Annotated in this window: 18 protein-coding genes and 1 tRNA gene; 8 read left to right on the top strand and 11 right to left on the bottom strand. The window is 72.5% G+C overall.

What is annotated here, in order from left to right; genetic code table 11:
* Positions 1-12: 12 nt before the first annotated feature.
* The 3 genes from ABZ321_RS32120 to ABZ321_RS32110 form a co-directional block, all read right to left on the bottom strand.
* On the bottom strand, positions 13-2,166 hold the full coding sequence (locus tag ABZ321_RS32120; RefSeq protein WP_354898247.1) for a hypothetical protein: 2,154 nt from the start codon (positions 2,164-2,166) through the stop codon (positions 13-15).
* 114 nt (positions 2,167-2,280) lie between these two features.
* Positions 2,281-3,858 carry a hypothetical protein gene (locus tag ABZ321_RS32115; RefSeq protein ID WP_354898245.1) on the bottom strand — a complete coding sequence of 526 codons (1,578 nt, stop codon included), beginning with the start codon at positions 3,856-3,858 and terminating at the stop codon, positions 2,281-2,283.
* Positions 3,855-5,417 carry a DUF2079 domain-containing protein gene (locus ABZ321_RS32110; RefSeq protein WP_354898242.1) on the bottom strand — a complete coding sequence of 521 codons (1,563 nt, stop codon included), beginning with the start codon at positions 5,415-5,417 and terminating at the stop codon, positions 3,855-3,857. The genes ABZ321_RS32115 and ABZ321_RS32110 overlap by 4 nt, the downstream gene beginning before the upstream one ends.
* A gap of 125 nt (positions 5,418-5,542) precedes the next feature.
* On the opposite strand from ABZ321_RS32110, the gene ABZ321_RS32105 reads away from it, so the two are divergent.
* On the top strand, positions 5,543-5,857 hold the full coding sequence (locus tag ABZ321_RS32105; protein ID WP_344500596.1) for a PadR family transcriptional regulator: 315 nt from the start codon (positions 5,543-5,545) through the stop codon (positions 5,855-5,857).
* Positions 5,854-6,705, top strand: coding sequence for a hypothetical protein (locus tag ABZ321_RS32100; RefSeq protein WP_354898239.1), 852 nt, complete (start codon positions 5,854-5,856; stop codon positions 6,703-6,705). The genes ABZ321_RS32105 and ABZ321_RS32100 overlap by 4 nt, the downstream gene beginning before the upstream one ends.
* Before the next feature lie 241 nt (positions 6,706-6,946).
* Here ABZ321_RS32100 and ABZ321_RS32095 read toward each other — a convergent pair whose 3' ends face one another.
* A complete protein-coding gene (locus ABZ321_RS32095; protein WP_354898236.1) occupies positions 6,947-7,345 on the bottom strand; it encodes a nuclear transport factor 2 family protein in 399 nt (132 codons plus the stop codon).
* 59 nt (positions 7,346-7,404) lie between these two features.
* On the opposite strand from ABZ321_RS32095, the gene ABZ321_RS32090 reads away from it, so the two are divergent.
* Entirely contained in the window at positions 7,405-7,974 is a 570-nt protein-coding gene (locus ABZ321_RS32090; RefSeq protein ID WP_354898233.1) for a helix-turn-helix domain-containing protein, read from the top strand.
* A 12-nt stretch (positions 7,975-7,986) separates the two neighbouring features.
* Here ABZ321_RS32090 and ABZ321_RS32085 read toward each other — a convergent pair whose 3' ends face one another.
* Positions 7,987-8,829 carry a MarR family transcriptional regulator gene (locus tag ABZ321_RS32085; protein ID WP_354898230.1) on the bottom strand — a complete coding sequence of 281 codons (843 nt, stop codon included), beginning with the start codon at positions 8,827-8,829 and terminating at the stop codon, positions 7,987-7,989.
* Between the two features lie 170 nt (positions 8,830-8,999).
* Here ABZ321_RS32085 and ABZ321_RS32080 point away from each other — a divergent pair, with 170 nt between their 5' ends.
* Positions 9,000-9,317 (top strand): hypothetical protein, encoded by a 318-nt coding sequence (locus tag ABZ321_RS32080; protein ID WP_354898227.1) that lies wholly within the window; start codon positions 9,000-9,002, stop codon positions 9,315-9,317.
* 56 nt (positions 9,318-9,373) lie between these two features.
* Here the strand turns inward: ABZ321_RS32080 and ABZ321_RS32075 are convergent.
* The 3 genes from ABZ321_RS32075 to ABZ321_RS32065 form a co-directional block, all read right to left on the bottom strand.
* Positions 9,374-9,501: transfer RNA gene (locus ABZ321_RS32075), tRNA-OTHER, on the bottom strand.
* A 518-nt stretch (positions 9,502-10,019) separates the two neighbouring features.
* A complete protein-coding gene (locus ABZ321_RS32070) occupies positions 10,020-10,727 on the bottom strand; it encodes a DUF4386 domain-containing protein (RefSeq protein ID WP_354898224.1) in 708 nt (235 codons plus the stop codon).
* A gap of 96 nt (positions 10,728-10,823) precedes the next feature.
* Positions 10,824-11,087 (bottom strand): helix-turn-helix transcriptional regulator, encoded by a 264-nt coding sequence (locus ABZ321_RS32065; RefSeq protein ID WP_354898221.1) that lies wholly within the window; start codon positions 11,085-11,087, stop codon positions 10,824-10,826.
* Positions 11,088-11,449: 362 nt separating this feature from the next.
* Here ABZ321_RS32065 and ABZ321_RS32060 point away from each other — a divergent pair, with 362 nt between their 5' ends.
* Positions 11,450-12,937, top strand: a complete 1,488-nt coding sequence (locus tag ABZ321_RS32060) for an arabinofuranosidase catalytic domain-containing protein (RefSeq protein ID WP_354898218.1) — start codon at positions 11,450-11,452, stop codon at positions 12,935-12,937.
* 24 nt (positions 12,938-12,961) lie between these two features.
* Here the strand turns inward: ABZ321_RS32060 and ABZ321_RS32055 are convergent, their stop codons facing one another.
* On the bottom strand, positions 12,962-13,876 hold the full coding sequence (locus tag ABZ321_RS32055; protein ID WP_354898215.1) for an SDR family NAD(P)-dependent oxidoreductase: 915 nt from the start codon (positions 13,874-13,876) through the stop codon (positions 12,962-12,964).
* A 101-nt stretch (positions 13,877-13,977) separates the two neighbouring features.
* Here ABZ321_RS32055 and ABZ321_RS32050 point away from each other — a divergent pair, with 101 nt between their 5' ends.
* From ABZ321_RS32050 to ABZ321_RS32040, 3 genes are all read left to right on the top strand, one after another.
* A complete protein-coding gene (locus ABZ321_RS32050; protein ID WP_354898212.1) occupies positions 13,978-14,829 on the top strand; it encodes a helix-turn-helix transcriptional regulator in 852 nt (283 codons plus the stop codon).
* A gap of 25 nt (positions 14,830-14,854) precedes the next feature.
* Entirely contained in the window at positions 14,855-15,124 is a 270-nt protein-coding gene (locus ABZ321_RS32045) for a hypothetical protein (protein WP_354898209.1), read from the top strand.
* 218 nt (positions 15,125-15,342) lie between these two features.
* Positions 15,343-15,918, top strand: a complete 576-nt coding sequence (locus tag ABZ321_RS32040) for a TerD family protein (protein WP_344500570.1) — start codon at positions 15,343-15,345, stop codon at positions 15,916-15,918.
* Between the two features lie 196 nt (positions 15,919-16,114).
* On the opposite strand, the gene ABZ321_RS32035 is transcribed toward ABZ321_RS32040, so the two are convergent.
* Both ABZ321_RS32035 and ABZ321_RS32030 read right to left on the bottom strand, forming a co-directional pair.
* Positions 16,115-16,678, bottom strand: coding sequence for a VTT domain-containing protein (locus ABZ321_RS32035; RefSeq protein ID WP_344500750.1), 564 nt, complete (start codon positions 16,676-16,678; stop codon positions 16,115-16,117).
* Positions 16,679-16,716: 38 nt separating this feature from the next.
* Positions 16,717-17,241, bottom strand: coding sequence for a phosphatase PAP2 family protein (locus ABZ321_RS32030; protein WP_344500568.1), 525 nt, complete (start codon positions 17,239-17,241; stop codon positions 16,717-16,719).
* Between the last annotated feature and the right edge of the window lie 32 nt (positions 17,242-17,273).

The following is a 17,273-nucleotide window of genomic DNA, read 5'->3' as shown; positions in this document are numbered from 1 at the left end:
GGCGACCTCGCGTCAGGGGCGGACCAGCCAGCACTCCAGCCGCCGCGGGTCGGTCCCGGTCGGGCGCCACGTGAGCACGTGCTGGTCCTCGTGGGTGTCCAGGTAGACGATCCGCTCCAGCGGCAGCCCGTAGGGCAGCAGCGTCAGCGTCGACGACGACATCAGCACCGGCACCTGGCCGGCCGCGCGGATGCCGGCGACGACCTGCTGCATGCGCTCCACCGTCGGGTCCTCCAGGGCCGCCACGGGCAGGCCGCACTGGTTGCGGATCGTGGGTGACCACTGCGTGTCCATCATGACGACCGAATCCGTCGGCCGCAGCGCCCGGCACACCGCGGCCGCGGCGTCCGGCTCGCCCAGCTCGGTGCGGTTCGGCCCGAGCCGCGCGGTGACCACCAACGCCGGTGCGGTGATCGCCAGCAGCACGAGCAGCCGGGCGAGCGCACCCGTCGGCGTCGGCGCGAGCAGGCGGCCGGCCGCACGCCACCCGCCGGTCGCGGCCGCCCGGATGCGGCCGGTCTCGCCCAAGCGGGTCAGCGCGGCAAGGGTCCAGGTGGCGAACAGCGCCACGGCGGGCAGCACCTCGACGACCAGCCGGCGGTCCGCCCACGGATGGTCGGGGGTGATCGCGGGGCGCAGCAGGGAGGCCACCCCGGATCCGCCGTACACCAGCAGGATCGGCAGGAAGCGCCAGCCACGGCCGCGGGTGGCGGCGTACACGACCCCGGCGGCGCCGATCCAGGCCAGCACCAGCACAGGCCAGCCCGTGTACCACGAGACCCAGGACACCGTCTGCTCCGCGTAGCTGCGGGTGCCGTCGACCGGAAGCCCGAACTGCTCCTGATGCGACGCGACGTACTCGATCGTGTTGGCCGCGGTGATGGAGCGGTCGACGTACAGCAGCGGCCGCGCGGCAAGGAGCAGCCCCAGCACAAGGGTGCCGGCCGCCGCGACCGGCGGCACCCAGCGCCACCAGCGCATGGTCCGCACGTCACGGTGCCGGCGGCGCAGGAACAGCGCCAGCGCGGCGGTCACGACGGGCGAGAGCACCAGGACCACGATCATGAGCCGGACCGACGACCAGTTCACCAGCACGTACGGCCAGGTCACGAACCGGCAGTCGATGAATCCCAGGCCGCCGCCGATCACGGCGCCGCCGGCGAACGGCCAGACCCCGCCCCGCTGGCGCAGCCACCACCAGCCGATCGCGGGGATCATGAGGGCGAAGTCCACCCCCATGTCGAGGCGGACCAGCTCACCGGCGGACAGCAGCAGACCTGACAGCGCCATCGACCAGCCGACGTCCCGGCGCGCCTCGGCGCTCCTCGCCGACGCGCCGGCTTTCCAGGCACCGGCGACCAGGCACAGCCCGGCGGCGAGCATGAGACACGCCAGCGGTTCGGAGTACGTCGTCTGGCTCACCCGCAGCATCGGCCACGCCGAGCCCAGCAGCAACGCGGCCACCGGCGCCCACCGCGCCCCGAACAGGCGCCCGGCCAGCCCGCCGACGGCGAGCAGGGCCGCGCCACCGACCAGCGCCGGCAGCACGAACATCCCCTGCCAACCGGCGACCCAGTGGGCGGCGGCGAGCATCGTCGGCCAGCCGGTCATGAACTGCGGCACGATCATGCCGTCCTGCACGTAGAAGCCGGGGTGCGCGAACGTCAGTTGCGCCGCCGCGGCCCCGAAGGCGTCGACCGGCACCGGGGTGGTCAGCCCCGGATGGTCGCTCAGCCAGAGCCCGACCTGGGCGTAGGTGCCGGCGTCACGGTGCAGCACCGCCTGCTGGCTGGACCTCACCGCGGCGAACCCGGCGAACCCGACGGCGATCGCCGACGTCGCGACGACCGCCGACCACGGCGCGGTGAACGACCCCGCGCCGCTGCGTCGCGGCAACCGTGTCGCGCACCGCACCAGCGGGATCGCCAGCACCACCGCGGCCGGCACCACGACACCCGGGCGGAAGTGTCCCGTCGCCGCGAGCGGCACCGCGACCAGCAGCCATGCCGTCACCGTCACCGCGGGCACCACCGCCAGCAACAGCAGCAGCCGACCTGCCCGGGCGCTGTCCGCCGACGCGGCGTCGAGCAGACGACGGACTGCGGGGGCACGACGCGAAGGCGGGGCAGCGGGCTGCCCCGGCACGGTCGCCGCGGTAAACGACACGATGAACCAGACTCCACATCCTCGACCGGCACGGACCGCCGCGGCACCCGATGTCCGGGACCGGCGATCCGCCGCGGAGAGCATAGTCGGACCAACTGGGAACCGACCGGGACGTCAGCGCCCCGTCCGGTGACCGGGCGTCTGGAGGACGGTCAGCGTCGCCAGCGGCTCGGGTCCGACCGCGATCTCGTCCACGACGCCGCCGGCCAGGGCGGCGTGCCAGGCGGCCCGTTCGTCGGCATTGACGTGGCTGCGCACGAGCCAGATCCGCCCGCCCGCGCCGGCCAGCCGCTCGGCGGTGGCGACGAGGTCGGCGACCGCGGCCGTGTCACGTCCGGACGCGACGAGGATCCGGCTGCCGTCGGCGTACGAGACGTGCCATCCGGTGGCCATCGGGCCACCACGCCGCAGCAGCGGCGGGTCTTCGGACCAGTAGTACGCGAAGCCGAACTGACCGGACATGTTCACGGCGATCACGTCATCGGGCCGGCGGTGCGACGCGACGTACGCCACCTGGGCACGGACGTCCTCGCCTGGGTCGCCGGGGGCCGGCGGGTGCAGCAGCACGCGGCTGTTCGCCATCGCGTACGCGGACACGGCGGTGACGACCAGGACCGCCGCCACCGCGCTCCGTGTCCGTGCCCTTGTCCGTGCCCTTGTCTGTGCCGGCAGGTGGCCGGTCAGGTCGGCCGCCGTCCGCACCAGGCCGGTCCCGGCCACGGCCGCCGCGACGACCAGCAGGAAGTGCGACGTGCGCTGGTCCAGCAGCGGGTACACGCCGGCCAGCGCCGCCGCGACGGCGATCACCGGAACCAGCAGCAGGGCCAGCGCTGTCGCCGGCCGGCCCAGCCGCGCGACCGCCACCACGCCCACCGCCGCCGCGGCGGCCACCAGCTGCCACGGAGCGCCCAACGCCGGCGTCAGCTCCGCCAGCCGGTTGCCCAGGTAGGACGGAAGCCCGCCGACCGTCGGGAAGAACCCCGACCAGTAGTCGGCCAGCGCGTCATTGCGGTTCGGCCGGTCGAGCACCACGTACACGAGCAACGCCGCCACCGCGGTCCCGGCGCTGACCAGGGCGGTGTCCCGCAGCCGGCCCCGACGCTCGCCGACGGCCGACGTGAGCAGGAGCGCGCCGAGCACCGCCGCGCCGATGAGCGCCGCGGGATGGCTGAACAGCATCCCGGCCACCACGCCCGCCCCGACAAGGACCAGGCGGCGCCGGGACCAGGCCGATTCCAGCCACGCGGTCATCGCCAGCAGCAGCAACGCGACCGCACCTTCGGCCGTGTACTGCTTCAGGTCGTGGCGCACCACCTGCGCCGGGATCAGCAGCGTCGCGGCGCCCGCGGACAGCCCGGCGGCGACGGCCCAGCCGCGGCCCGGCCAGCCGAGGAAGCGCCCGAAGGCGTAGCCGGCCAGCACCGAGCCGGCGAGGAACAGCAGCGGGATCAGCCGCTGCTGCTGCCCGCCGCCCGGCACCGACCAGACCAGCAGCGTCCATCCGAGCGGTGTCGACGCCGTCACCCACGGCAGGTCCGCCAGGGGCGCCTTGGCCGCCAGCGCCACCCACGACTCGTCCAGCCAGTAGGGAGCGTCCAGCGCCGGGCCGATCCGGTGCACCACGGGCACGGCCGCCAGCAGCGCACCCACGGCGACGGCATCCGCGCGCCGCGCCGCTCCCGCGTCGGTCACGATCCGCCGCATGGTGGTGCGGGTGGGGCCGTCAGCCGCGGCACCGCGTCCGGGTTGTGCAGCACGACGAAGTCACGTTCCCGGAAGACGACCCGGTAGCCGCTGCCCTGCAGCAGGTCGACCCGCGCGCGCTGGTCGTCGAGGCCGCAGAACGGGAACTGCGGGCGGGCGACGTCGGCGACCACCCACGGGGCCCAGCGGGGGATCCGGTCCCACAGCAGCACCTGGGTGCGGCTGCTCAGGCGCGGGCCGAGACTGGAGGCGGTCTCCACCAGCGCCCCGTCCGGGACCTGCGCGGCCGCGTGCTCCATCGCCCGCATGTCGTCGGTCCACCGCCACTGCGACGGCCGGGCCAGCTGACCGAACGCCGAGCCAGGCAGCGCCAGTACCGCGGCGACGACCACCACGGCCGTCCAGACGGTGCCGGACCGGCGCATCCGCCGGTGCCGCGCGATCCGGGCCGCCCCGTCGACACCCGCGCACAGCAGCGGGACCACCACGAAGGCGTTGTAGTGCGCCCCGGTGTCCCACCAGCCCGGCGACTCCGACAGCATCCGCTCGGCGATCAGCGGCAGCGTCACCGCCAGATACGGTGAGACCAGCGGCGTCAGTCCGGCGAACGCCAGCAGCATCAGCATCGTGTGCGTCTTCGTCGCCGGGTTGAAGAAGGTGTACAGCGCATCGCCCGGCTGGCTGACCACGTGCCACAGCACGGCCGGGACGGTCGGCCCGAAGTGGTCGTACGACCAGTAGTAGTCGGACCGGCCGCCGAACGCGGGGATGACGACCTGGGTGGCCAGGACCGTGTACGCCGGCCCGCCGAGGAGGCAGCCGAGCCCGAGAAGCACGTCACCGCGCCGCCGCGGCCGGCCGCGCTGAGGCAGCAGCGGGGGCAGCAGCAGGCACACCCCCACCCCGGCCAGCGCCAGCCCCATGTCCTCCTTCACGAGCAGCAGCGCCGCGCAGGCCAGCGCCACGTGCCGGCGCCGCCCGCAGCCGTGCCGGTAGGCGGACAGCTGGTCGAACAGCACGGCGAACAGCAGCGGGGCGAACGCGACCTCGTGGAAGTCGAACCCGACGGCGCCCGCCACCGGCCACGACAGCGCATACGCCACCGCCACCCCGTAGGCGGCCGTGACACCCAGCTCACGGTGCGTGAACCGCCACAGCGGCACGACCGCGCCGGCCAGCAGCACGGCCTGCGCCACCAGCAGCGTGCGAGGGTCGTCGTACACCAGGTACAGGGGGGCGAGCAGCACCAGCAGCGGCGACACGTGGTCACCGAGCACGCTGAAGTGCGGCCCGAACCCGTTGTGCACGCCCTTGACGATCGCCACCGGCAGATGCCCCTGGGCGTAGGAGCGCACCGCCTGGTCGAAGATCACCAGGTCGTACGTGGACGAGCGCCACGTGCGGAACCGGTTGAGGGCGAGCACCGAGTAGCACAGCGCCGCCGCGACCACGATCGCGGCGACGGCGACGCGGTGCGCCGACCCGGTTGCCCGCCGTGCCGGGACCACGGCGTCGCTGACCGCCGTGACCGCCCCGGAGCTGGTCACGGTCGCATCAGCCCGGCCACCGTCATGGCGGCCAGCGTAGCGCCCGCGCTTCCGCCCGCCGGCGTGGAGTTGACGGCCGCTACTACGTCCTGCGATGCTACGTCCCACGTAGTAGTGGAGGTGGCATGTCCGGACTCACCGAGTTCGGCCGGTTCTCAGAACCGGCGTTGCTCGTGCTCGTCAGCCTCGCCGAAGGTCCCAAGCACGGGTATGCGATGCAGGACGACATCGCCGCCATCACCGGCGACCGCCCCGGCCCCGGCACGCTGTACGGGGCGATCCGCCGCCTCGAGGACCTGGCGCTGATCGAGGCCCTGCCGGAGCGCGAGCGCCGCAAGCCCTACCAGCTCACCGCCGCCGGCCGGGCCGCGCTGCAGGCGGAGCTGTCGCGCATGCGGGCCGTCGCCGGCACCGGCCTGCGCCGGTTGGCCCTGTCGTGAACCGCGCGGTCCGGCTGGTTGTCGCCCTGTACCCGCGCCACTTCCGGGACCGGTACGGCCCGGAGATCGCCGACCTGCTCAGCCACTCCCAGCGGCCGCTGCGCGACCTGGCCGACGTGGCACGCTGCGCGCTCGCCGAACGCGTGCGGGCACTCACGTACGCCCGGCTGCGCCCCTACGTGCACGCGACCACCGGCCTGATCGCCGCCCCCGTGGCCTTCGCCGGCGCCTTCCTCGTCTTCTACACCCTCTGCGCGTGGCTGTTCGCGGCCGTTGCCGCCGTCGCCGGCGCATCGCTCACCGCCGGTTCCGCGCGCCTCGTGCCGGCCGCAGCGGCCCTGCCGGTCGCCGCCGGTGCGATCTGGCTGGCCGGGCACGCGCGGCTGCCGTTCACGTCGGCGCTCGCGCCGGCCGGGCTGACCCTCGGCGCCCTGCCGGTGATGCTGCTCGTCACCGATCTCGGCGGCTGGCCCGTGACCGCCGCCGTCGGCACCTGGGGCCTGACGACGTGCGCACTGTCCACAGTGGCCACCGCCCTGACCCGCCGGGGACACCGCCGCCGCGCGGTGCTCACGATGGCGTTCGGCGGCCTCCTGGCCTGCGAGCTGGCGGTCGCCGTGTACGGCCTGACGGTGTTCGGCTCGATGGGCATGGCGGTCGCCGCCTACCCGGTCACCTCGCTCGGCATCGACCCGTCCCTGATGGGTGACCCGTCCGGCCGCGTGGCCGACGCGATGACGATCCTGCCCGCGCTGCTCACCGCCTGCACCGCCTACGCCCTCGGCCTGGCCACCACCACCCGACCCGACACCTCGACGCCCGCCCCCACACCACAGGAAGCCACCTGAGCCACACCACCCCGACGCCCCGATCGCCAGGGCTCCGTCACTCGTTGCGACTGTCCACTGCCGCACGGCATCAGCGACAGATGAGGATCGCGCTGATCATGCGATGACGGCGAGCAGCCTCGCCACGACTTCCTCGGGCTCGCCGAAGCCGGCTGCGCTGCGATACGTGCCACGAGCGCGGAAGTTGGACCGCACCGGCTCCATCTGCGCTTCGTACCTCGGCAGCGCCCGGAGGGCATCGTCATGGCTGCAGGGGGACGCGGCGGGGGCGGACGACCCGGTGCGTGATCCTCCAGCCGTCGTCGCCGTGCCTGAGGGTGTCCTCGTAGGTTCCGCTCGCGACGGACCCGTCCGTCATGACGCCGAGGTACTTGGACAGGGCCTGGACCGTCCCGTCCGGCGCTTCGTCGAGGACGATGTTCGTGACGTGATGGGCCAAGGGGTTCGCCTCGCCGAGCGCGAGTGCGGCGTCCCGCGCGCCGGCCAGCCCGGCGAGCACGCCGCCGCCGAGGGCGGTGACGTCGTACGTGACGTCCTCGATGAACAGGTCGGGCATGCCGGCGAAGTCGCCGCGGTCGGTCAGGTGCCCGTGCAGGTTGATGACGTCCTCGATGGCGAACCGGTCCTCGGCGCTCAGCATCGTGTACCCCTCCACTGAAGTGGGGCTGTCCCCGTTTACTTGCCGTACCATATTCGGGGATGTCCCCGGATAGCAAGCGCCGGCCTCGATCCGACGCGCAACGCAACAGAGAACGCCTGCTCACCGCCGCACGTGAACTCGTGGCCGAGGTCGGCAGCGAGGTCGCCCTCGACGACGTCGCCCGGCGCGCCGGCGTCGGCAACGCGACGCTGTACCGGCACTTCCCCACCCGCGCCGAGCTGCTCGCCGCCCTGTACACCGACGAGGTCGCGGCGCTGTGCGACCACGGCAACCAACTCCTCGCTGCCCCCGCACCGGTCGAGGCGCTCTTCACCTGGCTCGACGCGTTCGTCGCCCACGTGGCGACCAAGCGCCCGCTCGCCCTGGCGGCCACCGACGTCCCGGACGGCCGCCGCACACCGATGTTCGAGGAGTGGCACGCCGCCATCACCACCACGGCCACCGCCCTGGTACGGCGCGCTCAACCGGCGCTCCGGCCGGACATCACCGCCACCGACGTGCTGGCCCTCGCCAGTGGCGCGGCACTCACCACCGACGCCCAGAACGCACGCCGCCTGGTCGCGGTGCTCCGTAACGGTCTGACCGCCCCGCACGACAACGACAGGTGAGCGCTGCGCCGGCTATCGCGAGCCGGCGGCGTCGAGCACCGCGACGATGGGTTCGAGGTCGGCGATGAGCTGGTCGCGCTCGCCCGGCTCCAGGATGGCCAACGCCGCCGAGGCGAGGTCGTCGGTGACCGCCTCGATCTGCTGCTTCGTCTCGCGGCCGGCCTCGCTGAGCGAGCCGGAGTCGTCGATGAGGCCACGGACGCGCATCCCGTCCACAACCGCGGCCAGCTGGTCCGCGGGCAGGTGGTGGACCCTGCCGTACTTCTCCGCAGGGATGCCCTCGGACAGCGCGTGCAGCACGTGGGCCTCCGTCCCGCCGATGCCGGCGGTGACCAGGGCGGCGTTGTGACCGTCCCCGCGGTGCTCGCGCAGCAGGGTGGCCGCGTGCCAGAGCCGGGCCACGGGCTCCTCGGGCACCGGCAGCGTCCGCAGCGCGGCGTACACGACCCGTCCTTCCGTCGGGGCGCTGGTCGCTGCCTTGGTGGCCAGGTCGGCGGCGCGCACGACCGTGTCGGAGTCGGCGAGATCGCCGAGGATCCGCCGTAGCGCCGCGGCGCTGCCCTGCTGGCGGGCGGCGGCCGCCTCCTCGGGAGTCGTGATGTCCCAGACGCGCGGGATGTGGCGGGCGACCTCGCCGGCGGCGAAGTTGTAGAAGACGGCGTCGACCACCTCGGCCGGGACCCGGCCCAGCGGCGCGGCCCGCCCGGCGAAGTAGGCGTCCCAGGTGTTGCGGAGCCCGAGCGCGAAGAGGGCGACGTCCGGCTCGTCAGCGAAGTACGTGACCAGGTGGATCGGCTCCACGAGCTGGTGCAGGCGGCGGGCGGTGTCGCCGGCCACGGGAACCAAGGACTGCATCCGGAACATCTCCTGTGATCGAGAACGGCGACCCCGCGATCGGGGCCACTCACCTCTGCTACGAACGACCCCACCGCGATCCGACACCGCCTCCCGAACAATCTGCAAAATCCTTCGGGCACACCCCTGCAAAGGCCGTCCCAGCAGGCTGGCGGGTAGCCTTCGGGCTCGTGGATGACCGGGCAGTTGAGGCACCACTCTTGCGCACAATGTGGCCGGTCTTCACAGCCGAGCTCGCCGCGGCACTGGCCGCCGAGGGCGAGGATCGATTGACCGATCAGGTCGACCGGCTGCGCGTCGTCGAAGTCTGTGGTTGCGGTGATGACTTCTGCCAGAGCTTCTACACCGCCGCAAAACCCGCTGGCACCTACGGCGTCGGCCACCGCAACGTCTGCCTCGACGCACCGTGGCCGGGCTACCTCATCCTGGACGTCGTCCACGACGAGATCATGTACGTCGAGGTGCTGTACCGACCGCCGTTGTGCTGACGGACGCGCATACGCCGGTGGCTACAGGAGCAACACCATGAACTGAACGCTGCTCGGGGACCGGAGGGGATTTGAACCCCCGGTGGGGCTTGGCACGCCAGCGACCCCACGCGCCTTCGAGTCGCCCGGGCGTGCCCGGCAATCGACTCTGAGCGCTGCAATAACCCGGCTCTGCCACCGGCCCGGACACAGTGTGGTGGGATCTCGCCGGCCACACAGCCGAGTTTCTCGACGGCGGCGGGGAGTTCACCCGGATCGGATCTTGAACGGCAGGCGCTGCGGGCTATTCGCGTGCGGCTGGCATGCCGGCCAAGAGATTGGAGACCGTTGCCTGGTCGGCCGGCGGCAACGCTCGCAGGCAGGTGGGATTTCGGGTGCTGTCCTCGTCCCAGCAGACGACGGTCCCGTCAGTTGTTCGACCCCATTCGGCGGGGACGGCCGACACGAGACCCTCTGCGATCGTCGCGACCCGGCCGGTCACACCGACGACCTGTCGCGCTTCGGTCAGCCGTACGGTGCCTCGGCAACCTCGGCAACCTCGGCGGTCGCGGTGCCGAGGATCGAGGCGAGCAGCAGCAGCGCCGCGGCCCGCCCGGTCGGCGTGGGTTGCCGATCGGCGACCGCGACCAGGGCGCCTCCGCCGAGCTCGATCGGGAAGACCGGCCAGGCGGAGGCCGTACACCACCGCGTCTGGTCAGGTCTTCAGGTCGCCGCCGGGGTCGGGGTGTGGACGGCTGGCGGCGCTTCGGCCAGGGCCTGCCGGCGTACGCCGCGGATGAGCAGGTAGCCGACCATCCAGAACTCGCCGATGGACGCGGGATACGCGAGTGCCTCGGCGACGACCTGTGCGTCCGGGGCGAGGTACCTGATGAACGCGCTGAGCACGTATCCGGCACCGCCACCGACGAGGACCCAGCCCAGGGCGCGGGGCATCCAGCCCGATCGCAGCACGCACCAGCCCATGGGGATGAGCCACAGGCCGAAGAACAGGGCTCCCACGCCCCACAGGTTGTCGCTGACCAGGTACAGCACCTGGACGTTGGCCGCCGCGTCGCCGACCGGGTCGGCCGAGACCCCGACCGCCGTGGCCAGCATCGCCGCGCTCGCGAGGCCCACGACCGCGTTGACCAGGCCGAAGGCGGCGATCCCGCTCGCGGCGACGGGGTCCGCGGTGCGGAACAGGCGGGCGAACCAGACGGCGGCGAGGGTCTGGGTGACGACCATGCCCAGCTCCAGGGCGACGCCGGCGCGGGCGAGCGACTCGTGCGCGACCAGGTTTGCCAGCGTCGCGCCGGGGTCGTCGGCGGCGAAGAGCTGTGGGCGGACGATGAGGAACCCGAGTATGCCGGTGATGGCGTTGCCGAGGTAGAACAGTCCGGTCAGGCGGGCGGTACGGGTCAACGCGTGCATCGTGGCTCCTTCTCGGTCCGGGCGAGGCCCTTGGTTTCGGGGCGTGGAACCGGGCCGCGAGGCGGTTGCCTCGCGCGCCGTGTCACGTTGTGGGGTCTATTCCTGGGTGTCGGAATATCCGAAGACGTCGTCGAGCGGCACCTGGAACACCCGCGCGATCTGGAAGGCCACCTCCAACGACGGCGAGTAGCGGCCCTGCTCGATGGCGATGATGGTCTGGCGGGTCACGCCGATGCGGTCGGCCAGCTCCGCCTGGGTCATCTCCCCGTGCGCGAAGCGCAGCGCCCGTGAGGAGGCGCTGGGGTGGGCCGCCAGGTTCGCCGCCGCTTGCCGCTGCGCGCAGGAGGTCCGGGAGATCATGCACAACCAGGAGCTGGACGCGATGCTCCGTGAGGCGGCCGGGTGACGGTACGCCTGACCCGCCATGGCAGCGCGGCGTGGATCCGCGCATCGCCCTGAGACAGGGCACAGGGCGATGACCCGCGAGGTGATCCGCGGTCCGAGGGCGGTGCCGCTCGGGCTGATCGTGCCGTCGGTGGGGCTGCGCAGACCGGCGAGCCCTGCGCGGCCGTGCCGACGGCGTCCCCACTTGACATCGTCAATGTGAGCGATAACACTCACCCTCGAAACACCAGGGGCCCCTGTGTCGGATTCGAATGTGATCGCTCACATGAAGGCAGCGTCCGCCAGTACAGCTGCCGACACCCCGGGAAAGGCGCACCATGCATCTCAGGTCTCTGCGGCGCACGGCACTCGCCGCCGCCGCTGCCACGGCGATCGTCGCCGCGGCGCTGGTCGCACTGTCGACCACGGTCGCGCAGGCGGCCGGCACGGGCCCCTGCGACATCTACGCCGGCGGCGGCACCCCCTGCGTCGCCGCGCACAGCACCACCCGCGCGCTGTTCGGCGCCTACAGCGGCTCGCTGTACCAGGTGCGGCGCTGGTCCGACGGCGCGACGTCGAACATCGGCGTGCTCAGCGCCGGCGGCTACGCCAACGCCGCCGCGCAGGACTCGTTCTGCAACGGCACGTACTGCACGATCGTGCGCATCTACGACCAGACGTCGCGGCACAACGACCTCACGATCGCTCCCGGCGGCGGCGCCAACCCGACCGCCGACCAGGGCGCGAACGCGGCGGCGCTGCCCATCACCGCCGGCGGGCACAAGGTGTACGGCGTGTACATCTCGGCCGGCAACGGGTACCGCAACAACAACACCAACGGCGTCGCCACCGGCAGCCAGCCCGAGGGCATGTACATGGTGACCGAGGGCACCCACGTCAACGACCGGTGCTGCTTCGACTACGGCAACGCCGAGACGAACAATCTCGACACCGGCAACGGCGACATGGACGCCATCTACTTCGGCAACCTGTGCTGGTTCTCCCCCTGCTCGGCCGGGCCGCGGGTCGCCGCGGACCTGGAGAACGGGCTCTTCGCCGGCGGCAACGGGTCCTGGACGGCCAACACCGGCCGCAACAGCGCGTTCGTGACCGCGATGCTGAAGAACAACGGCACCACGACGTACGCCATCAAGGACGGCAACGCGCAGTCCGGCAGCCTCGCCACGCGGTACGACGGCGGCCTGCCGACCCAGTCCGGTTACCGCCCGATGACCAAGCAGGGCGCCATCATCCTGGGCATCGGCGGCGACAACAGCAACGGCTCCGTCGGCTCGTTCTTCGAGGGCGTCATGACCAGCGGCTACCCGAGCGACGCCACGGAGAACTCGGTCCAGTCCAACATCGTCGCCGTCGGGTACAGCAAGAGCGTCACGTTCCCTGTCAACGGTGCCACGTACCGGCTGACGAACCTCGCCAGCGGCAAGGTCCTCGACGCGGTCAACTGCGGCACCGCCAACGGCACGCAGATCGACGTGTGGCAGGCGCTGGGCAACACGTGCCAGCAGTGGCGCTTCAACAGCGTCGGCCCCAACAAGTGGACGATCACCAACGTCAACGCCAACAAGGTCCTCGACGCCGTCAACTGCGGCCTGGCGCTCGGCACCGCCACCAACCTGTGGCAGTCGCTGGGCAACACCTGCCAGCAGTGGGCGGTCATCCCGGCCGGCAACGGCCGCTACGAGCTCGTCGTCGAGAACAGCGGCATGGTCCTCGACGACCAGAACTGCGGCACCGCCAACGGCACCAAGGTGCAGCTGTGGATGTGGCTCAACAACACCTGCCAGCTCTGGCAGATCGCGGCGTAACGCACGCGGTGGGCGGCGCGGTCGTCAGACGGCCGCGCCGCTCGCGGCGAGCAGCTCCGCGGTGGCGGTCCACAGGCGGCGCTCCCGCTCGCGGTCGTGGGCGACCGGGCGGACCTCGGTCAGCCGGTCCTTCACCACGAACGCGCCGTCGCGCAGGTGCGCCCACCGCTCGTCCAGCGCCACGGAGGCGAGCATCGGGCCGGAGCGGCGCGGGGTGGACACGAACGGCAGGCGGCCCAGCCCGCGACCGATCGCCTGCAGCGCCCGCGGGGCCCCGCGGCTCAGGGCGGTGCCGGGCATCCAGCCGGGCTCGAACACCGACACGCCCACCCCCGGGGCGTGCCGTTGCAGCTCGTGGGCGTAGTACAGGATCGCCAGCTTGGCGGTGCTGTAGGCGACTCCCGACGCGGTCATGTCCGGCTTCGCGCCGGCGGGCGCCGGCCGGGCGAGCTCCACGGGGTCGCGCCACCGCGCCTCCGGCACCCCGAGCACCCGGCGCCAGAAGTTGGCGCTGTACGTGTTGGAGCCGAGCAGCACGATCCGGGCCGGCTCCGCCGGCGAGCCGAGCAGGTCCGCGATGAGCTGGGCGTGCGCGAGGTGGTTCACGGCGAAGGTCAGCTCGTAGCCGTCGGCGGACGCGGCCCGCGTGTCGGCCGACATGTGGCCCGCGTTGGCGATCAGCGCGCCGATGGGGCGCACCGTCCCGGCGGCGACGAGGTGCCGGACGGTGGCAGCCGCTGCCCGTACATCGGCCAACCGCGACAGGTCGCAGCCGATCTCATGGACGGTGGCGCCACGCGCCCGCGCCTCGTCGGCGACCTCGCGCAGCGCGGGCCCGGCCCGGCCGACCAGCAGGAGCTCGGCGCCCGGCCCGTCGGCCACGGCGAGGGTGGTGGCGCGGCCCAGACCTCGGGTCGGGCCGGTGATGAGCGTTGTCATGCTCCGAGCGTGACCGCCCGGAACGCCGTCAGGCAGTCGTCGCGTTGTCGTAGGACTGCCAGGGCCAGGACACGCCCGCCGGCCCGGTGGAGACTGGGCGGGTGGAGCAGTGGGAGTTCGGCCGGGCGGTGCGCCGCTGGCGTGACCGGGTCGCGCCGGAGACCGCCGGCCTGCCGGTCGGCCGGCGCCGCCGCGCCGCGGGACTGCGCCGCGAGGAGCTCGCCGGGCTCGCCGGGATCTCCGCGGACTACCTGACCCGGCTGGAGCAGGGGCGGGCGACGGCGCCGTCGGTACAGGTGGTGCAGGCCCTCGCGCGGGCGCTGCGCCTGTCCGGTCCCGACCGGGACCTGCTCTACCGGCTCGCCGGCCACGCCCCGCCCGGCGCCGATGTCGTGCCGTCGCACATCCCGCCGAGCGTGCAGCGGCTGCTCGACCGGCTCGCGCACACCCCGGTCGTCGTGTACGACGCCACCTGGACGCTGGTGGTCGCGAACGCCCCGTACGACGCGCTCATGGGCGAGACGTCGGGCTGGCACGGCCTGGAACGCAACGCCGTCTGGCGCAACCTCGCCGGCTTCCCGACCCGTGTCGTCCACACCGCGCAGGAGCAGGCCCGTCACACGGCGCTGCTGGTGGCGGACCTGCGCCAGACCGCGTCGCGGTATCCGGCGGACCGTTCGCTGCGCCGGCTGATCGACGACCTCGCGGCCGCGAGCCCGCGCTTCACCGAGCTGTGGGAGGGCGAGGCGCCCGCACCGCCGTCGGAGCCGTCGCGGCACAAGACCGTCGAGCACCCGGCCGTCGGCCGGATCACCCTGGACTGCGACACGCTCGTCGTCACCGCCGACGACCTGCGCATCACCGTCTACACGGCCGAGCCGGGCACCGACGACGCCGACCGGCTCGCCCTCGCCGTCGTGCTCGGCACGCAGACCCTGACCGGTTCCGCGTGACGGCGCTTCGATGGACAATGCCGCCATGCAGGTTTACCGGGGTGTGTCGGCGTTCCACCTGACGGCGGTCAACGAGGGCGTCGACGTGGTCGAGCAGGCGCTGCTGGCCGCCGGGATGACGTTCACCCGGACCGCGGTGACCGTCGGCTGGCCGGGCGGCCGCGGCGAGGGCGCCGAGTTCGTCTTCGTGCTGCCCGGCACCAACCAGCGCCCCGGCCTCGACCTCGTCCAGCACCTGCGGTCCACCGGCATGTGGCTGCTGATTCGTAAGGTCGACGGCACGACGCCAGGGTGACGATGCAAAAATTGGTCGTGTCTCGTCGTGACTCACAGCGAACGTCCAGGGTCGCGGAGCATGATGGACCGGCGAGCGGTGACTGCATCCTCGCTGGGGGGTCTGTGCTGCACCCGGCCTGGCCGGCGTCGCAGGGCAGTTCGGCGTCACCTGTAGCACCGTCTGCAAACGTCAGCCGGCGCGGACCGCACTCGTGCCGGCATCGATCTGGAGGATTCATGGGAGTCAGCCTCAGCAAGGGCGGCAATGTCAGTCTGACCAAGGCCGCGCCCGGCCTGGCCGCGGTCAACGTGGGTCTGGGCTGGGACGTGCGCACCACCACCGGCGCGGACTTCGACCTGGACGCCAGCGCGCTGCTCGTGGGCGCGGACGGCAAGGTCCTGTCCGACCAGCACTTCGTGTTCTTCAACAACCTCAAGTCGCCCGACGGCACGGTCGAGCACACCGGTGACAACCTGACCGGTGAGGGCGAGGGTGACGACGAGATGATCAAGGTGAACCTCGCCGGGGTCGCCCCCGAGGTTGACAAGATCGTCTTCCCGGTGTCCATCCACGACGCCGACGCCCGCAACCAGTCCTTCGGGCAGGTCACCAACGCGTTCATCCGGGTGGTCAACTCCGCCGACAACAACGAGCTGGCCCGGTACGACCTGAGCGAGGACTACTCGACGGAGACCGCGCTGGTCTTCGGCGAGCTGTACCGCAACGGCGGCGAGTGGAAGTTCCGCGCCGTCGGGCAGGGCTACGCGTCCGGCCTGGCCGGCATCGCGAAGGACTACGGCGTCAACGTGTAACCAGGCGTCACCAGACCGGCGGGCCCCTCCGATCCTGGATGGGCCCGCCGCGCTGTGCGTGAGCTGGGCGGCCTGGAGACCATCGACATGAAGGCCTTCCTGGCCGAGGCGCAGAAGGGTGCCGGCGGCGCTGGCAAGATCGTCGGCTGAGCCGGCGGGGCGCGGACGTGCGTTCAGGACGGTGGTGCCGGACCGCTCACCGCCGGCGCGAACGGGCCCGCAGGAACTCGACGCCGATCGGCACCACCGACAGCACGACGACGCCGATGAGGATCAGCTCGATGTTGGACTTCACGAACGCGATCTGCCCCAGGAAGTAGCCCAGCACCGTGACGCCGGTGCCCCACAGCGCGCCGCCGACGGCGTTGTACAACACGAACGTGCGGTAGTGCATGCCGCTGGTGCCGGCGACGATCGGGGTGAACGTCCGCACCACCGGCACGAAGCGGGCCAGGACGATCGACCGGGCACCGTACCGGGCGAAGAACTCCTGCGCCTTGGCGAGGTGCTCCTGCTTGAACAGCCTCGAGTTCGGCCGCCGGAACAGCGCGGAGCCGACCCGCCGGCCGAACAGGTAGCCGAACTGGTCGCCGGCGAACGCGGCGACCGACACCAGCAGGCACACCAGCCACAGCGGCTGGTGCAGGTAGCGGCCGTCGGCGACGAGCAGCCCGGTGGTGAACAGCAGTGAGTCGCCCGGCAGGAAGAACCCGATCAGCAGGCCGGACTCGGCGAAGACGATCGCCAGGATGCCGAGCATCCCGAAGGTGGAGATGAGCCATTCGGGGTCCAGGAACTTCACACGGTCTTCCTTACGACGGTTGCGGCCGGAGCTGATGCGACGAGGGCGACCGCCGCGGCGGCGATGCCGAGTGCGGCGAGGATGTCGCCCGGGTAGTGCACGCCTACCCAGATCCGGGCCACCCCGACCGCGACTGCCGCGACCAGCAGGGCGACGCCCGCGCCGCGGTGCAGGAACACCCCGACGGCCAGAGCGATCGCGAACGCGGCGGTGGCGTGGTCGCTGGGCAGTGACACCCCGCCGGCGTGCGCGACGAGCTGGTGCACCTGGTGCGTCTGGAACGGGCGCAGCTGCCCGTTCAGGTGGTTCAGCAGCTGCGCGCCGAGAAACGCCACCAGCAGCGCGGCGAACACGTAGGCGACCTGGCCGCGCCGGCCGCCCCGCAGCGCCCACACGACGACCGCGGCGAACGCCGCGAACACGACGTAGATGAACGGGCCGGCGAGGAACTCCATGATGTCATCGACCCCGTCGACCCGGCCGGCGTGGTCGTTGATCAGCTGGAACAGTCGGTAGTTCATCCTGGCCAAGGTAGGGATCCGAACCTGAGAAT

The organism is Dactylosporangium sp. NPDC006015, assembly GCF_040614215.1.
Taxonomy (GTDB): Bacteria; Actinomycetota; Actinomycetes; order Mycobacteriales; family Micromonosporaceae; genus Dactylosporangium; species Dactylosporangium maewongense.
The sequence above is the reverse complement of the archived record's forward strand: the minus strand, read 5'-3'. Positions and strand labels throughout refer to the sequence as shown.

Coding starts and splice junctions, on each gene's coding strand:
- ABZ321_RS32105 (WP_344500596.1), top strand. CDS start 5,543: ATGTCCGGACTCACCGAGTTCGGCCGGTTCTCAGAACCGGCGTTGCTC.
- ABZ321_RS32095 (WP_354898236.1), bottom strand. CDS start 7,345: ATGCTGAGCGCCGAGGACCGGTTCGCCATCGAGGACGTCATCAACCTG.
- ABZ321_RS32090 (WP_354898233.1), top strand. CDS start 7,405: ATGTCCCCGGATAGCAAGCGCCGGCCTCGATCCGACGCGCAACGCAAC.
- ABZ321_RS32085 (WP_354898230.1), bottom strand. CDS start 8,829: ATGCAGTCCTTGGTTCCCGTGGCCGGCGACACCGCCCGCCGCCTGCAC.
- ABZ321_RS32070 (WP_354898224.1), bottom strand. CDS start 10,727: ATGCACGCGTTGACCCGTACCGCCCGCCTGACCGGACTGTTCTACCTC.
- ABZ321_RS32065 (WP_354898221.1), bottom strand. CDS start 11,087: ATGATCTCCCGGACCTCCTGCGCGCAGCGGCAAGCGGCGGCGAACCTG.
- ABZ321_RS32060 (WP_354898218.1), top strand. CDS start 11,450: ATGCATCTCAGGTCTCTGCGGCGCACGGCACTCGCCGCCGCCGCTGCC.
- ABZ321_RS32055 (WP_354898215.1), bottom strand. CDS start 13,876: ATGACAACGCTCATCACCGGCCCGACCCGAGGTCTGGGCCGCGCCACC.
- ABZ321_RS32045 (WP_354898209.1), top strand. CDS start 14,855: ATGCAGGTTTACCGGGGTGTGTCGGCGTTCCACCTGACGGCGGTCAAC.
- ABZ321_RS32040 (WP_344500570.1), top strand. CDS start 15,343: ATGGGAGTCAGCCTCAGCAAGGGCGGCAATGTCAGTCTGACCAAGGCC.
- ABZ321_RS32035 (WP_344500750.1), bottom strand. CDS start 16,678: ATGCTCGGCATCCTGGCGATCGTCTTCGCCGAGTCCGGCCTGCTGATC.
- ABZ321_RS32030 (WP_344500568.1), bottom strand. CDS start 17,241: ATGAACTACCGACTGTTCCAGCTGATCAACGACCACGCCGGCCGGGTC.